Genomic DNA, 16,083 nt, shown 5'->3' on the forward strand with positions numbered 1-16,083 from the left:
TCACAAATTGACACTTCTTGACATTTTTTTGCCGTATTGCGTTTAGTTAATTGTGTTATATCTCCCTTAGAGCATAAAAAAAGCGAATTAATCAATAATTCGCTTTTTTCGGTGAGTCATACTCAATCAACTTGAAAATTACTTCTTCTTAAACTTCTTCGATTTTACTTTTGCATCTTTCGCGTTGGCTTTTTTCTTACCTGGCACTTTGGCTTCTTTATGCTTAGGGCGAAGCTCTTCAATCACGCGGCGTTTAAGCGGCAGTTCAATGTAACGCTCAATTTTAGACACTATACGCATGTCATGTGCTTCAACTAATGAAATTGCCGTTCCTTTGGCACCAGCACGCGCAGTACGACCAATACGGTGTACGTAAGCATCTGCTGAACGCGGCATATCAAAGTTGATCACATGAGTAATATCGTCAACATCAATACCTCGGGCGGCAACGTCGGTTGCAAGCAACACATTGACTTCGCCTTTTGAGAATTTACCTAACGCCTGGAAACGTTTTTTCTGTTCCATGTCGCCGCGCATAAAGGCACAAGGAATATTGGCTTTAAGCAGTAAACCTTCAAGGCTGGCAACGATTTCACGTGTTTTAACAAACACAATGGTACGTTTAACATTTTCTTGGCGCAAAATATGACACAGCAAAGCAAATTTATGGGCATTATCATCTGCAAGGTGGATCCACTGATGCACTTTGGCTTTTTCGCTGCGCGGTGATTCAACATCAACAACGACAGGGTCGTTTAGTAGTTCACGCGCAAAACGATTAACACCGTTACCTTCAAGCGTTGCAGAAAATAACATGTTTTGCTTACGACCTTGGGCTTCAATCGCAATGGTTTGTACCACTGATGAGAATCCCATATCAAGCATACGGTCTGCTTCATCGATGATTAAAATTTCGACTTCAGTTGCATCAAACTTATCTTTGTCCAGGTATTCCATCAATCGCCCTGGCGTGGCGATTAATAAATCAACGTTATCTTCGAGCGCTTCTTCTTGTGGGCCATAAGGCACCCCACCAGTAATAATCGCAATATTAAGTTCAAGCCCTGTGGCTAAATGGCAAGCATAACGATGAATTTGGCTGGCTAATTCACGTGTTGGTGTTAAAACCAAAATGCGTGCCTGGCCTTCAAAGCGGCGAGGAAAGTCGATAAGGTGCTGCAGAGCTGGCAGTAAAAAACTGGCTGTTTTACCGGTACCGGTTGGCGCACGCGCTAAAATATCCCGCTGATCCATGGCCAATGGAATGGTTTGCTGCTGAATTGTGGTAGGGGTGTTATGTCCCATGGCCTTGAGTGACTCTAATAAGCTAGGGTCGAGCTGGAAATCTTCAAATTGCATGCGCTGGTCTCGCTGAAAAATAGTTGAGTATTATAACTGACCTAATGAGTAGGCTAAAGCTTTAAGTAGAATGGGCGGCATAAATCTATCATCGTTTGGCTGTATCCCGATTGTTTATTGCGGATCGCCATTTGCAGGTACTCTGTTTTATGGGAGCTTGGTTGTGTTTGCTGCGCAGTTAAGTCGTGCTGAATAACGAGAATTGAACGATTTGGCGCTTTACCCTCGGCACTAATAATCTCAAGGTGTTTTGCGACAAATAAACCGTGAGCATTAAGCTGTTGAATAAAACTGGCCAAACTTTGTTGCGGTAAAATAATACTGGCATTACCTCGAGGGGCTAGCAGCTGGCTAATGGCTTTTTGTAACTCTGCAAACGATAAGGTATTGGTATGCCTTGCATCAGCTCGGGCGCTATTTTTAGCTTGAGTGCCTTGTTCGAAATAGGGCGGATTGCAGATGATATGATCGAATAAAGGCGCGATGTTTTTATCAAATTGTTTCTGAAAATCTTGAATGGCACCATGAAATAATTGCACTTTCTCTGGCCAGGGGCTTTGTTCAATATTATGTTTACAGGCATTGGCTGCGGCTGTGTCTAGCTCGACGGCGGTAATTTTAGTCTGCTCAAGACTGCGTTGGGCGGCCATTAAACTGAGTAAGCCACTGCCTGCACCAATATCAAGAATATGCAGAGATTGAGTGAGCTCTGCCCACGCCCCAAGAATAACGGCATCAGTACTGACTGCCATACCACACTGTTCATCATCGATATGGAATTGCTTAAAGGTAAAAGACATAGGCAAACTGTAATTGATTGAGTCATGAAATCGTTAACTGAGATCATAATCGCTTTGGCTAATGATGTCGTCGGTTAAATGAGCCATTGCAATTGAGGGTTGAAATTATGTTATACAAAAATGACGTAAATATGATGGCTTGGCTATTATGTACACAAGTGTTGACATAATTTCAGCATAAAACGGTTATTTTTATTATTTTTCGGGCCAAAGCTTGTGTGGTCTGGAGATGTTTGATATTAGTCTGACCGTTTAATGCCAATAAAACTGAGTAAAAAGTCTAAGTTAAGCTATTTTGACAAGGATGTAGCTTCTATAACTGGGCTTAATGTTCATTTTGGGCATTGTTAAAGCAAATTTTATCATTTAAGAGTGTGTTTTTAACTTTACAAAACTGGATTGGGTTCAGCTCAACAGTAGCTAATTATTGCGTAATCAATTAGGTTTGTTAAAAAACATAACAATAAAAAGAGGCTAGTAGTGCAAACAACCAAGATGAGTTTTACCGATACGCTAGGGTTAGGTTTTATGACCTTCGCGTTTTTTTTAGGTGCAGGTAACCTAATTTTCCCACCTTTTGCCGGGATGCTTGCTGGCGAGAACATGTCGTTTGCCATGCTCGGTTTTTTGATTACCGCGGTGGGGATGCCACTGATTGGTTTAATTGCGGTTGCCAAAGCCAACGGTAAAGTGATGGCGTTATTACCAACCTTTGCCGCTACCGCTCTAGCGATTGCCATATATATCATTATTGGTCCAGCATTTGCCGCGCCGCGCACTGGGTTAGTGGCGTTTGAAATTGGTGCCAGACCCTTTATAAGCAATCCCGACGCAATGATGATGTTAGCGGGTAAAGAATTCAATATCGCGCAGCTTATCTACACATTAGTGTTTTTCTCTATTGTGATGTTTTTGTCGTTATTCCCTGGCAAGCTGCTGGATAACGTCGGTAAGGTGCTGACACCCATTTTGATTTTGTTATTAGTCAGTTTAGCCAGTTCAGTGATTATTTTACCGGGATTTGAAGTTAATCAACCGGTTGGTGAATACATCAATAGCCCATTAACCAAAGGGATTATTGAGGGTTATAACACCATGGATACCTTGGCATCGTTGATGTTTGGTATGTTGATTATTGATTTGCTTCGTAAAAAAGGTGTAAACGATGCAGCCGATCAAACTAAATACCTGGTGCGAGCGGCCTTTATTGCCGCTGGCGGATTAGCCTTTGTTTATGTGTCACTATTTTATCTTGGCGCATCGGCGGGTGACTTTGCCATTGGCGCTGAAAATGGCGGCCAAATTCTAACAAACTATGTGACTCACCATTTTGGCAATATTGGTACGTTAATGTTGTCTACCGTGGTGACGCTAGCGTGTTTAACGACTGCGGTGGGTTTAGTGACGGCATGTGCTGAATTTTTCAATGAGCTAATGCCAAGTTTGTCGTATAAATTATTGGTTATGTTGTTGAGTGCCATTTGTGCCACGGTAGCGAACGTGGGCTTGTCGCAGTTAATTAGTATCAGTATTCCGGTATTGATGACCATCTACCCAGTAGCGATTGCCTTAGTATTAGTGACGTTTTTAACGGAGCGTTTTGCTCGACCAGCATTTTCACATCGGCTGATTTTAAGTGTGGCGCTATTTTTTGGTATTTTCGACGGTTTACAAACTGCGGGTATGGACATGAGCTTCCTTGATTTTATGCCATTGCATAAAGAAGGTATGGCGTGGTTGTTGCCTACTGCACTGACCGCAATTGTGTGCTTGTTTCTACCCAACAACCGTGTTGCAGCCGCATAATGCTAAGTGACCGTTAGGGGTAAACATTCACCTTAATCAGTGAATAAAGGCAAACAATAAGACGACGTTATGATATTTTATCTAACGTCGTTTTTTTTATCCCATTAGAGATGTTATTTTGGTCAAACCTGCATATCAGCCCAACCCGTTAATCAACCAGTTTTTGGATGATTTATGGTCGACAAAAGGACTAAGTGATAACACCTTGGCTTCATATCGCACTGACTTGCAGCATGTAGAGCGGTATGTGTTATCGCAAGACAGTGATTTATTATGTGTCAATCAAGGCTTGCTGCGTGATTATTTGAATGCCCGTTTTGAACAGCAGTTTGCTAAGAGCAGTACCGCTAGATTATTAAGTAGTTTACGACGTTTTTATGGTTACTTATTGGTAAAGCAATTGATTAACCAAGATCCTACCGCCTTGATTAAATCACCTAAATTAGCGCGTCAACTCCCCGATTCTTTGTCAGAAGCTCAAATCGACAGCTTACTGGCAGAACCTAATAGTGACGACCCAATTGAATGCCGTGATAAAGCCATGCTAGAACTGCTTTATGCCACCGGCTTACGGGTAACCGAATTGGTGAGTTTAACCATGGAGCAAATAAGCTTGCGCCAGGGGCTTGTGAGGGTGGTAGGCAAAGGCGGTAAAGAGCGTTTAGTGCCGTTGGGCGAATTAGCGGTGGCCGAGGTTGAGCAATACATGCGCTTTGCTCGTGGCGAATTATTAAATATGAAGCAATCTGATGTGGTGTTTCCATCAAGACGTGGGCAAATGATGACCCGGCAAACCTTTTGGCATCGGATTAAGTTATATGCTTCACGCGCTGGAATTTCGTGCCATTTGTCGCCTCATACTTTGCGCCATGCATTTGCGACTCATCTATTGAATCATGGCGCTGACTTGCGTGTAGTGCAGTTACTGCTCGGCCACAGTGATTTATCAACAACCCAAATTTATACTCACGTGGCTAAAGTGCGCTTGCAGCAGCTGCATAGTCAGCATCATCCCCGCGGTTAGTTGTGTTTGTGAGGTTTCAAATCCTTACATTTAAGATTTTGAGTATTTGTTGCGTTCATTTAATTAAATCTGTAAGTTTTGCTTACGAAGTCGGGTCTATACATTTTGAACCCGTGTAAATTAGGAACTATCATGAAGTTAACCAAAGCATTTGCCCTCGTTGTCAGCCTTGTTATTGCACCTATTGTGTCAGCGGCACCTGCAACAGATGTATCAAACGAATCCGCCCTGAAACAAAAACTGACCGACACCTTGGGCGTGAATGTTTCGCTTATTCAATCTTCTCCAGTAGACGGCCTTTATCAAGTGTTGACCGACCGTGGCGTGCTTTATGTGACTAAAGATGGCACTAAGCTATTTCACGGTAATTTGTACGACATGGAACAGGGCATGAAAAACTTAACCGAGGCTGCATTAGCCGGTCCACGTTTAGAAATGCTTAAGCCATTTGAAAAAGACATGTTGGTCTATAAAGCCAAAGATGAAAAACATGTCATTACCGTTTTTACTGACGTTGATTGCGGCTATTGCCGTAAGCTACACAACCAAATGCAAGGGTATAACGATTTAGGTATTACGGTTCGTTATTTAGCTTATCCGCGCGCGGGTGTGCCCTCTGCCAACGCTGATGAAATGCAAGCAGTATGGTGTGCAAAAGATCCGCTTAAAGCGATGACAGAAGCCAAAAACGGTGGCAATGTTAAAGCGTCTAGCTGTGGTATTGATATTACAAAGCAGTATCAACTAGGTCAGGCGTTTGGCATTAATGGTACGCCGGCACTCGTGTTAGAAAACGGCACTATGGTGCCAGGTTATCAATCACCTGCCGACTTGTTACGCACTATTGAAGCAAGTCTTTAATTATTAACAGCGTAAAATTAAAGGTGAGCTTAGGCTCACCTTTTTGTTATTCATCTCTTTCAATTTAAGCCAGTAAGTCAAACAAGCTAAGCTGTGATTAGATTATCGCTTAATTATCATTGAAAAACCTGAGCTGATTGATTTACTCATTGTTCAAATAAGGTTGTCTTTTGTCACACAAAATAGTCCGTCGCCCTCAGGTTGATGATTCGCATTTACCGCCTGCATTGCCGCCATTGTTAAAGCAGCTGTATGCCCGTCGTGGTGTGGCAGAGGCAGACTGCGAGTTAGTGTTAACTAAGTTACTTCGTCCTGAAACCATGAAAGGCCTATCTGAAGCTGCAATATTGATTGCCGATGCCATCGCTGCTGATAAGTCGATATTAATTGTTGGTGACTTTGATGCTGACGGTGCGACATCTACCAGCGTATGTATGTTGGCGTTAAAGATGATGGGCGCTAAAAAAGTTGATTATTTAATCCCCAATCGCTTTGATTATGGTTACGGCCTTAGTCCTGAGATTGTTGCTGTGGCCTATTCAAAATCTGCTGATATGCTCATTACTGTTGATAACGGCATCTCATCTATTGAAGGCGTTGCGGCGGCTAAGTTGCTTGGCATGCAAGTGGTGGTAACCGATCATCACCTACCGGGTAAAACACTGCCAAATGCTGATGTGATTGTGAACCCTAACCAGCCGGGATGTGAGTTTGCCAGCAAATCGATTGCAGGCGTTGGCGTGGCCTTTTACTTAATGTCGGCATTACGAGCAGAGTTACGGCAACGCAATTGGTATCAACAACATCATATTGCAGAGCCCAATTTAGGCACGCTATTAGATATTGTTGCGCTGGGCACCGTGGCTGACGTGGTGTCGCTAGATGCCAATAATCGTATCTTGGTCAATGCGGGTTTGCAGCGAGTGAGAAGCGGCCGTTGTCGAGTCGGTATTACCGCTTTACTCGAGGTGGCCAAACGCAGCCCAGAAAAAATGGTGGCTGCTGACTTTGGTTTTGCTGTTGGTCCCCGTTTAAATGCAGCAGGGCGCTTAGATGAAATGGCTCTAGGGGTGGAAACGCTATTGTGTGATGACATCATGCGGGCCAGAAGAATGGCTGCTGAGCTTGATGGCTTAAACCAAGAGCGCCGCGAATTAGAAACTGGCATGCAGCAAGAGGCGCTTAAGAGTTTGCAGCAAGTGTCGCTTAATGAAGATGATTTACCCTGGGGCATTGCCATTTTTCAAGAGGATTGGCATCAAGGTGTAATTGGTATTTTGGCTTCACGGATTAAAGACCGTTACCACCGACCTGTTATTGCGTTTGCCGATGCGGGTGAGGGCGAAATTAAGGGGTCGGCTCGCTCAATTAAAGGCTTACACATGCGTGATTTACTCGAACGCATCAATAGCCAGCACCCTGGGATGATCATTAAATTTGGCGGTCATGCCATGGCTGCGGGGTTATCACTTAAAGCAGATGCATTTGAGCTGTTTAAACACGCTTATGATAATGCCGTGCGGGATCTTTTAGATTATGAGCAGTTAACTGGCGAGTTATTGTCTGACGGCGAATTACCGACAGAACTGCTTAACCTAGACACTGCATTTTTGCTACGTAATGCTGGCCCTTGGGGGCAGTCATTTGAAGAGCCGTTATTTGATGGCGTTTTCAGAATCATTCAACAACGCATTGTGGGGGAGAAGCATTTAAAATTACTTCTAGAAACGCCCTGTAGCAGCTTAATGCTCGATGGCATTGCGTTTAATATCGATTTAGCCATTTGGCCTGACGCCACGATACAGCAGGCAAGGGTGGTGTATAAGCTTGATGTAAATGAGTTTCGTGGCAACCAGACTGTGCAGTTGATGGTGGATTACATCGAGCCGCTGTAATGGTGGGCTGCATTGTTTAGTACAAGGATGTACTGACCTTCATCAATACTGAAAACAAAAAGGCCTCGCAATGCGAGGCCTTTTTGTTAATCTTTATTAGTCGCGTTAGCCACCAATGTAATATGGTGCCCGAACCCGGAATCGAACCAGGGACACGAGGATTTTCAATCCTCTGCTCTACCGACTGAGCTATTCGGGCGACGGACGCAATTTAAAGGGTTTTGGCCTGTCGAGTCAACTGGTTTTTACTATTTATCTTAAAAAACGATTCGTTTGAACGTATTTTGCCCGTATCGGTGTTAATTTATCCATTGTGTGGGATAGTTCACATAAGCGCGTTTTCATCACTCAACTGTTTTTCGTTTGAGCGTTTATCGTCATTGGAATAGAAAATGACTACTTTACCAAATGCTCTGGGTGAAATATTACCGATATAATCCAGTGACAGGCATAAAAAAACGCTCCGAGGAGCGTTTTGATATTTAATACAAATGCTAACGTTAATTAGTTCGTTAACATTTCATTGTTAGGGAAGTTAGTTCTCATCACCATTTTAATGTGCTGTTGTAACTTCTCTTGGCCTAACTCACCGTAAGCTTCAGACATAATTTCAAGTGCACGTTCTGTTGCCGGAGTACCTGGAAATTTTTCCATGACGGTTTGCGCTCGCACTGCTGCTGCACTCCAGGCGTTCATTTTGATATAATACTCAGCTACCTGAATAGAATACTGCGCTAAACGGTTTTTCAGAAACTGCATGCGATGCTGTGCATCAGCTGCGTACTTACTATCTGGGTAAGATTTAATCAAACGATCAAAATCTTTAAATGCATCTTGCGCATTTTTAGGATCGCGGTCGGTGCGATCGATATTCATTAAATCGTGAAATAAATAATTATCTGCCTGCATATTGGTTAAACCACGCATATAATGCACGTAATCAATATTTGGATGCGTTGGATTGAGGCGTAAAAAGCGATCAATGTTAGCAATTCCAGAGGCCGCGTCGTCCATTTTGTAATACGCATAAATCAAATCTAATTGAACTTGAGTCTTGTGCGGACCAAATGGATAACGAGAGTCTAATGCTTCAAGTGAACGCACGGCTTTAGAGTAATTCCCTAATTCCATTGATGTTCTTGCTTGAGTATAGAGCTGATCAGGAGATGCATTTCGTGTAAATTCATCTTCTTCTGGACTGCTACTACAGGCTGTTAAAGCCAGTGAAAGTAATACTAGGGCGGCACCTTGGGCAAATTTATACATACTTGAATTCAATTCTTTTTAAGTTGTTGTTAAGAATTTTTCCATTTCACGGTAAAATAGAAAACATCCGATTGTAACAGATAGCACATTCACTTTGGACCCCTAAACTGGGGTACGGTTCCTATGACACAAGAGATTAATCTAAAAAGCGAGATAACAGCAACACAAACCGGTCTGAGATTAGACCAAGCATTAGCTGGTTTGTTCCCTGACTACTCGCGCACACGCATCAAGGAATGGATCCTATCTGGTGCAATTACTGTTGACGGTATCACAGTCGACAAGCCACGGGAAAAGGTTTTCGAGTCTCAGTTGATAGAAGTTGCAGCAACACTTGAAGAAGAAGTGCGTGCTAAGGCGCAAAATATCGACTTAAATATTATTTATGAAGACGATCATATACTGGTTGTGAATAAACAAGCCGGTTTAGTTGTACATCCTGGTGCGGGTAATGCAGACGGCACCCTAATGAATGCGTTATTGCATCATTGTCCTGACATTGAACATGTGCCACGAGCCGGTATCGTTCATCGCCTAGACAAAGACACCACAGGTTTGATGGTTGTAGCCAAAACCGTTGAAGCACAAACTCATTTGGTTGCCGCATTGCAAGCGCGCGATATCGTTCGCGAATATGAAGCCATTGTGCTTGGTACTATGACTGCTGGTGGCACCGTTGATGAGCCGATTGAGCGTCATGCTACAAGACGTACGCAAATGGCGGTGATTCATGGTGGTCGTCCATCTGTAACTCACTATCGAGTCGCTGAAAAGTTCCGTGCTCATACGCGTTTACGTTTACGCCTTGAAACCGGTCGTACTCACCAAATTCGTGTGCATATGGCGCACATTGGCCATGTTTGGGTTGGCGATCCTGTGTATGGTGGCCGCCCAAGACCCCCAAAAAATGCTAGCCCAGAATTTTTTGAGTTACTGAAAGGCTTTAACCGCCAAGCATTACACGCGGTGCGTTTAGAATTAGCGCATCCGTTTACTTGCGAAATCATGACTTGGCATGCGCCAATTCCTGATGACATGGTTGAGCTCACCAAAGCGTTACGTGCCGATACGCAATTAAACCCTATTGAGTATTTATAATGCTCCAGCACGATTGGCCATTACCTGATAATGTCGCAATAGCGATGACTGATCGACATGGCGGATGCAGTTTAGCGCCATTTGACAGTTTAAATTTAGGGTTACATGTTGGCGATAATCAACAACATGTTTTGGCTAATCGTGCCGCTTTACGCCAACGCTTATCTTTACCTACTGAGCCATTATGGCTTGATCAAGTGCACGGTGTTGATGTGGTGAATATGTCGCATCTAAAACCGAGTGGGTCTGTGAGTGATTCGGCAATTCTTTCGTTGATAAAAGCAGATGCAAGTTACAGTAATCAAGCCGGTGATGTTTGCGCTGTCATGACGGCAGACTGCTTACCTGTATTGTTATGCAATCAACAAGGTACTGAAGTGGCTGCCGTACATGCTGGGTGGCGCGGGTTGTGTGCTGGCGTGATTGAGCAAGCGGTTGAATTATTTGCCTCATCCACTGCAGATTTAATTGCTTATCTTGGTCCTGCAATAGGACCTGCTGCTTTTGAGGTTGGCGCAGAAGTACGCGATGCTTTTATGCAAAAACACCCTCAAGCCGCGCAATATTTTATTCCTCATCACAATAAATACCTTGCTGATTTACCCGGTCTTGCTTCTTTACGTTTAACGCAAATCGGAGTGTCACAAGTATTTAATACTAATGTATGTACTTTTACTGACCCTGACTATTTTTCGTATCGTCGCGATCAACAAACTGGCCGCATGGCGTCGCTTATCTGGCTAAAATCATAATAATTCGTTCAAGTTCAAAAAATAAACGATTTATTGATCTAGATTAAGTTTTAAGCTTGAAATTATATTAATCGCCCCCATCTTTAAGTTAACAAATTATTCATTTCTGAATTAATTTCCCACTCAATAAGTATCAGATCCTAGGAGGTTATATGAGACTCGATCGTATGACTAATAAGTTTCAAATTGCTATTTCTGATGCCCAATCATTAGCCTTGGGGCGCGATCACCAATTTATCGAACCCATTCACTTAATGATGGCGCTATTAAATCAAGATTCTGGCTCTATTCATCCATTATTAACCCAAGCTGGCATTCGTGTTAGCGCGCTTCGCTCTGCTGTTACTCAGGAGTTAGAGCGTTTACCGCAAGTTGATGGTACCGGTGGCGATGTTCAATTGTCTCAAGGATTAATCCGTCTACTGAATTTATGCGACAAGCTCGCACAAAAACGTAAAGACAAATACATTTCGTCTGAATTGTTTGTGCTTGCTGCACTAGAAAACAACGATTCATTGTCAAAAGCGTTAAAAGATTCAGGTGCCAGCAAAGAACTCATGGAAAAAACCATTGAGGACATGCGTGGAGGTCAAAAAGTTGATGATCCAAATGCAGAAGATCAGCGCCAGGCATTGAAAAAGTTCACTGTCGATTTAACCGAACGTGCAGAGCAAGGCAAACTAGACCCCGTGATTGGCCGCGACGACGAAATTCGCCGCACCATTCAGGTATTGCAACGCCGGAGTAAAAATAACCCAGTGTTAATTGGTGAACCAGGCGTAGGTAAAACGGCCATAGTTGAAGGTTTAGCTCAACGGATCATTAATGGTGAGGTGCCAGAAGGCATTAAAAACAAGCGGGTGTTATCACTCGACATGGGCTCGCTTATAGCAGGCGCAAAATATCGCGGTGAGTTTGAAGAACGCCTCAAAGCAGTATTAAACGAGTTGTCGCAAGAAGAAGGGCAGGTAATTCTCTTTATTGATGAATTGCATACTATGGTTGGCGCTGGTAAAGGCGAAGGCGCAATGGATGCCGGTAATATGTTAAAGCCTGCTCTAGCACGAGGTGACTTACATTGTGTTGGCGCCACAACGTTAGATGAGTATCGTCAGTACATTGAAAAAGATGCTGCACTTGAGCGCCGCTTTCAAAAAGTGATTGTTGATGAGCCAAGTGTTGAAGACACCATTGCTATTTTACGTGGCTTAAAAGAACGTTATGAGTTGCATCATCATGTTGAAATTACCGATCCTGCCATTGTTGCTGCCGCAACCATGTCGCATCGTTATATTTCAGACAGAAAATTACCCGATAAAGCTATCGACTTAATTGACGAAGCGGCATCGAGTATTCGTATGCAAATCGACTCTAAACCAGAGGCGTTAGACAAATTAGAACGTCGCGCTATTCAATTAAAACTCGAAGAGCAAGCCCTCAGTAAAGAAACCGATGACGCCAGCCGCAAACGTTTAGACTTTTTACAACAAGAGTTGAAAGAAGTTGAAAGCCACGCTGCTGAACTCAACGAGATTTGGCATACCGAAAAAGCTGCTCTTGCAGGCACTCAGCATATTAAAGCGGATCTTGAGCAAGCACGCTTAGATCTAGAGGTGGCAAGACGTGCCGGTGATTTAACCCGAATGTCTGAGTTACAGTATGGGCGGATCCCTGAGCTTGAAAAACAGCTCGATTTAGCTTCACAAGCTGAAATGCAAGATATGACATTACTGCGCAATAAAGTCACCGAGGTTGAAATTGCCGAAGTGTTGTCAAAAGCAACCGGTATCCCGGTGTCAAAAATGCTTGAAGGTGAGCGCGAAAAATTATTGCACATGGAAGATGCATTACACGAACGCGTAATTGGTCAACATGAAGCCGTTGATGCTGTATCCAATGCGATTCGTCGTAGTCGTGCAGGTCTTGCTGATCCACAGCGCCCTATTGGTTCATTTTTGTTCCTTGGGCCAACCGGGGTCGGTAAAACCGAGTTATGTAAATCACTGGCTAAGTTTTTATTTGATACCGAGTCGGCGTTGGTGCGCATCGATATGTCAGAATTTATGGAAAAACATACCGTGTCACGCCTAGTCGGTGCACCTCCAGGATATGTCGGTTATGAAGAAGGTGGCTATCTAACAGAAGCGGTTCGTCGTAAACCGTATTCGGTTATCTTGCTTGATGAAGTTGAAAAAGCGCATCCAGATGTGTTTAACATTTTATTACAAGTGCTAGACGACGGCAGGTTAACTGATGGTCAAGGTCGTACAGTTGATTTTAAAAACACCGTTATCATCATGACATCTAACTTAGGTTCAGACCGAATTCAAGAAAGCTTTGGTCGTGCCAGTTATGAGGAAATGAAACAAAGTGTAATGGAAGTGGTTATGCAAAACTTCCGTCCTGAGTTTTTAAACCGTGTCGATGAATCTGTGGTGTTCCACCCATTAGATGCAAATAACATTAAGCATATTGCCAGTATTCAACTTGAATTACTGCGTAAACGTTTAGTGGAGAAAGAGTTTGATATCGAACTTACCGATGCCGCATTGTCACTCATTGCTGAAGCCGGCTTTGACCCAGTTTATGGTGCGCGGCCATTAAAACGTGCCTTACAGCAGGAAGTCGAAAACCCATTGGCACAGAAACTCCTACGTGGACAATTATTGCCAGGTAAGATGATTAAAGTCGATGTAGTAGATGGACAGTTAACATTTGAGCAATAAGTTAACTGTGTAAAATCAAAAAGGGAGCGAAAGCTCCCTTTTGATTTTCTAACGATCAACATTTTAGTTTACTTGCAAAACAATTTAACTCGCTCTGTGTTTTCAGCTATCGCAGCTTGTCTTTGTTCTTCGGTTAACTTTGAAGTGTCACCGGTTTCTTTATTTTGTTGGCTAAGATTAGTGTGTGTCTTTAACACATTTAAACTGTGTTTAGCGCTTTCACAAATATCATTCGCTTGCTGTTTATCTTTTTCATTAATGATTTTCGCAGACTTAGCCAGTTCAGACTCTTCTGGCTTTGGCTCAGTTTTTCTTTGGGGAGTGCTCGTCCCAATTTTTGCCGGTTCCATATCTTCAGTGTAAATTTTCTTGGCATCGACATCTTTTGGCGGTTGTTGGCTGTAATGCACAACGCCGGATTTATCTACCCAGGTATATATAGTGGCGGCGTATAAAGAACAGCTAAATGCGAGTAAGGCTATACTAGTAACTAAACGAAAAATTCCCATGTGAGTTCCCAAGGCTAAATTGACGCTATGCTTGATTGATTCAAAATATGCTATCTTGAATATAAATCCAACATCTAAAACGATATTGTTTAAAGTGTATGCAAAATTCATCAAATCAAACAGCAAAAAATAAAGGTATTTACTTATTACCTAACTTATTTACCACAGCAGGCCTATTCTCTGGCTTCTATGCCGTGATAGCTTCCATGAATGGTCACTTTGAATTAGCTGCAATAGCAATCTTTATTGCAATGATATGTGATGGACTCGACGGAAGAGTCGCCAGGCTCACCAATACACAAAGTGATTTCGGTGCGGAATACGACAGCATGGCCGATATGGTGTCTTTTGGTATGGCCCCTGCAATACTTGTGTATAACTGGGCTTTGCAAGATTTAGGCAAAATAGGTTGGCTTGCGGCATTTATCTATTGTTCTTGCGCAGCATTAAGGTTAGCTCGCTTTAACACCCAAGTGGGAGTCGCTGACAAGCGCTTCTTCCAGGGGCTTGCAAGTCCAGCTGCTGCCGCATTAATAGCTGGGAGTATCTGGAGCGGCAGTAGATATGAAATCGATCCGACCGATATTAGTTATATTGCTGCTTTTATAACGGCATTGGCAGGGTTATTGATGGTAAGTAACTTTAGGTATCATTCATTCAAAGAAGTCGACTGGCGAGGTAAAGTTAATTTCATTGTCATGTTATTGCTGGTGGGCATTTTTGTGGTGATATCAGTAGAACCCGCAATTATTTTGTGTTTAAGCTTTTATACATATGCACTATCAGGTCCATTTATTACGATTAAAACCATCAAAAAGTTAAAAGTAGAGCATGTTCTTGGTGACACTGTAGCGAGCAGTAATAAAGCTGAGCAGCCACAAGACACAGTAAAAGAAGATGACAGCAACAACACAGAATCAACATCGATTAAAGATAAAGCTGACTAACCGTGTATCCATAACAGTAACGTTGTTTTATCTCGACGAAGAATAGCGCCTAACAATAGGTGCTATTTTTTTTTAGCGTCTCCAACGTCTTAACATCCAGTCCTTGCACTTGACCATTACACTCAATGTTAAACCTGCCAAACACATGTAGACTCATCGCTGTAAACAACTTTGTAGTATTCATGCGTATTTAGTATGAAGCTAAGGTGGGTTAGACACTTTTAAACAGCGTAATAGAGGTAGGGTCACTAACGCTGGTTATCCCTGCTTTACATTTAAAGTGGTAATTAGTAATTAAAGGCGTGCAAATAATTGAACCGTTAACCACCCATAAGCTAAATTTTGGCAATCTAGCTACTCAAAAAAGTAAACTTAGATAATGATACTAGTCATAATGTTGGCTTTTTAACCATAAATACACGGTTTTGTTTGATTAGTGTTCGCTTAAACCCTTTTTCAATAAAATAGCTAAAAAAGGGGTTGCACTAAATCTCTCGGTGCCTATAATGCGCATCCACTGACACGGCAGACAGCGAAAGCGGTCATCGGGTTAGGTTGAATTAAGTGCTTCAAAACACTGAGTTCAAGGCGAAAAGAAAGTTTGAAAAAACACTTGACGCCGACACGGGAAAGCGTAGAATACGCAGCCCAAGCCGACGACCTAGCGTCAACGGCCACTAAGCGAAAGATTGATTCTTTTGGTATTAGTACGCTCTTTAACAATCTAAACAAGAAATCTGTGTGGACATTCACAGGTATTGAGTTATTCGAAATTGTCTTCTTGTTCTTCGGAATGTAGGCAATCAAAAAATTTAAACTCAATGCGATGATGAGTGTTCATAGTAATATGTACAAAGACTTGTTTCACTTCGGTGAGATAAGCAATCAGAATTCATTGAGCCGAGACGTTGTCTCAAAAAACTTTAATTGAAGAGTTTGATCATGGCTCAGATTGAACGCTGGCGGCAGGCCTAACACATGCAAGTCGAGCGGTAACAGAGAGTAAGCTTGCTTACTTTGCTGACGAGCGGCGGACGGGT

At 42.7% G+C, this 16,083-nt stretch carries 12 protein-coding genes, 1 tRNA gene and 1 rRNA gene; 9 read left to right on the plus strand and 5 right to left on the minus strand.

Translation table 11 applies throughout. The features are described 5' to 3' along the window. Nucleotides 1-138 precede the first annotated feature (138 nt). Together srmB and GQA99_RS08885 are read right to left on the minus strand one after the other, a co-directional pair. Nucleotides 139-1,359, minus strand: coding sequence for an ATP-dependent RNA helicase SrmB (gene srmB / locus GQA99_RS08880; RefSeq protein ID WP_160053538.1), 1,221 nt, complete (start codon nt 1,357-1,359; stop codon nt 139-141). 53 nt (nt 1,360-1,412) lie between these two features. After that, nucleotides 1,413-2,159 carry a tRNA1(Val) (adenine(37)-N6)-methyltransferase gene (locus GQA99_RS08885; protein WP_160053539.1) on the minus strand — a complete coding sequence of 249 codons (747 nt, stop codon included), beginning with the start codon at nt 2,157-2,159 and terminating at the stop codon, nt 1,413-1,415. Nucleotides 2,160-2,639: 480 nt separating this feature from the next. Here GQA99_RS08885 and brnQ point away from each other — a divergent pair, with 480 nt between their 5' ends. The 4 genes from brnQ to recJ all read left to right on the plus strand — a co-directional run bounded on the left by brnQ (nt 2,640) and on the right by recJ (nt 7,745). Next, on the plus strand, nt 2,640-3,965 hold the full coding sequence (gene brnQ / locus GQA99_RS08890) for a branched-chain amino acid transport system II carrier protein (protein WP_160053540.1): 1,326 nt from the start codon (nt 2,640-2,642) through the stop codon (nt 3,963-3,965). A gap of 118 nt (nt 3,966-4,083) precedes the next feature. Further along, the gene (gene xerD, locus GQA99_RS08895) at nt 4,084-4,989 is read left to right on the plus strand and encodes a site-specific tyrosine recombinase XerD (protein ID WP_160053541.1); all 906 of its coding nucleotides are present in this window, start codon (nt 4,084-4,086) and stop codon (nt 4,987-4,989) included. Between the two features lie 132 nt (nt 4,990-5,121). Then, nucleotides 5,122-5,850, plus strand: coding sequence for a bifunctional protein-disulfide isomerase/oxidoreductase DsbC (dsbC, locus tag GQA99_RS08900; protein WP_160053542.1), 729 nt, complete (start codon nt 5,122-5,124; stop codon nt 5,848-5,850). A 170-nt stretch (nt 5,851-6,020) separates the two neighbouring features. After that, nucleotides 6,021-7,745, plus strand: a complete 1,725-nt coding sequence (gene recJ, locus GQA99_RS08905) for a single-stranded-DNA-specific exonuclease RecJ (protein ID WP_160053543.1) — start codon at nt 6,021-6,023, stop codon at nt 7,743-7,745. A 123-nt stretch (nt 7,746-7,868) separates the two neighbouring features. On the opposite strand, the gene GQA99_RS08910 is transcribed toward recJ, so the two are convergent. Together GQA99_RS08910 and GQA99_RS08915 are read right to left on the minus strand one after the other, a co-directional pair. Further along, nucleotides 7,869-7,944: transfer RNA gene (locus tag GQA99_RS08910), tRNA-Phe, on the minus strand. A 305-nt stretch (nt 7,945-8,249) separates the two neighbouring features. Next, nucleotides 8,250-9,011: an outer membrane protein assembly factor BamD gene (locus GQA99_RS08915; RefSeq protein WP_160053544.1), complete on the minus strand. Its 762-nt coding sequence runs from the start codon at nt 9,009-9,011 to the stop codon at nt 8,250-8,252. Between the two features lie 123 nt (nt 9,012-9,134). Here GQA99_RS08915 and rluD point away from each other — a divergent pair, with 123 nt between their 5' ends. From rluD to clpB, 3 genes are all read left to right on the plus strand, one after another. Then, a complete protein-coding gene (gene rluD, locus GQA99_RS08920) occupies nt 9,135-10,109 on the plus strand; it encodes a 23S rRNA pseudouridine(1911/1915/1917) synthase RluD (RefSeq protein WP_160053545.1) in 975 nt (324 codons plus the stop codon). Continuing rightward, nucleotides 10,109-10,861, plus strand: a complete 753-nt coding sequence (pgeF, locus tag GQA99_RS08925; protein ID WP_160053546.1) for a peptidoglycan editing factor PgeF — start codon at nt 10,109-10,111, stop codon at nt 10,859-10,861. Before rluD ends, pgeF begins: the two co-directional genes overlap by 1 nt. 152 nt (nt 10,862-11,013) lie before the next feature. Beyond that, nucleotides 11,014-13,587 (plus strand): ATP-dependent chaperone ClpB, encoded by a 2,574-nt coding sequence (gene clpB / locus GQA99_RS08930; protein ID WP_160053547.1) that lies wholly within the window; start codon nt 11,014-11,016, stop codon nt 13,585-13,587. A gap of 68 nt (nt 13,588-13,655) precedes the next feature. Here the strand turns inward: clpB and GQA99_RS08935 are convergent, their stop codons facing one another. Beyond that, complete coding sequence (locus tag GQA99_RS08935) at nt 13,656-14,096, minus strand: DUF4124 domain-containing protein (protein ID WP_160053548.1); 441 nt, start codon at nt 14,094-14,096, stop codon at nt 13,656-13,658. A 98-nt stretch (nt 14,097-14,194) separates the two neighbouring features. On the opposite strand from GQA99_RS08935, the gene pssA reads away from it, so the two are divergent. Together pssA and GQA99_RS08945 are read left to right on the plus strand one after the other, a co-directional pair. After that, complete coding sequence (gene pssA, locus GQA99_RS08940) at nt 14,195-15,043, plus strand: CDP-diacylglycerol--serine O-phosphatidyltransferase (protein WP_160053549.1); 849 nt, start codon at nt 14,195-14,197, stop codon at nt 15,041-15,043. Nucleotides 15,044-15,967: 924 nt separating this feature from the next. Then, nucleotides 15,968-16,083, plus strand: a 16S ribosomal RNA gene (locus GQA99_RS08945); the annotation flags it as partial.

Origin of the sequence: Shewanella litoralis (genome assembly GCF_009828585.1) — a bacterium.
Classification (GTDB): Bacteria; Pseudomonadota; Gammaproteobacteria; order Enterobacterales; family Shewanellaceae; genus Shewanella; species Shewanella litoralis.